Source organism: Streptomyces viridosporus, from assembly GCF_002078235.1.
Classification (GTDB): Bacteria; Actinomycetota; Actinomycetes; order Streptomycetales; family Streptomycetaceae; genus Streptomyces; species Streptomyces viridosporus.
The window spans coordinates 1-503 of record NZ_MSGP01000759.1 but is presented as its reverse complement, the minus strand read 5'-3'; the positions used below and the strand labels follow the sequence as shown (position 1 = coordinate 503).

Annotated in this window: 1 pseudogene; it reads right to left on the bottom strand. The window is 71.4% G+C overall.

The features are described 5' to 3' along the window. Window positions 1-259 (bottom strand): annotated as a pseudogene (locus B7L92_RS37190) (MFS transporter); the annotation flags it as partial. Window positions 260-503 lie beyond the last annotated feature (244 nt).

Sequence of the window (503 nt, the reverse complement as noted above, 5' to 3'; positions counted from 1 at the left end):
GGACCAGGAAGGCCGCGGCGAAGGCGCCGAACGCGGACAGCAACTGGACGGTGGGGTCGCCCGAGGGGAAGAAGACCTTGCCCAGCGTGACCGCGAGGTAGCTGTAGATGCCGAAGTCGAACCATTCCATCGCGTTGCCGAGCGCTGCCGCCTTCACGGCACGCCGGACGAGCGCGGGGTCGGTGACGGTGGGGGCGGCGGGGTCGGCCTTCCGCGACGCGGACGGGGACGGGGGAGCGACGACCGGGGCAGTCGACAAAACTTCGCTCGCCTACCTTTCGACGGGAACAGGGACTGGTCCGCGCGGCGGCGCTGTCGCTCGGGCCGAAAAGCGACGATAGGCGCACTTGGCCCCTCTACAGACGGTATGCGTTTAGCTGCGTACGGCATCTAAATGTGGCGTGGGCAGGGACGCAGCCCCTCCGCGCGGCGTCCCGGCCGGCCGCTCGCTGTGAGCCATCTCGCGCCCCCGGCGGGCGCCCCGGCCCCCCGCGGACTGTCGT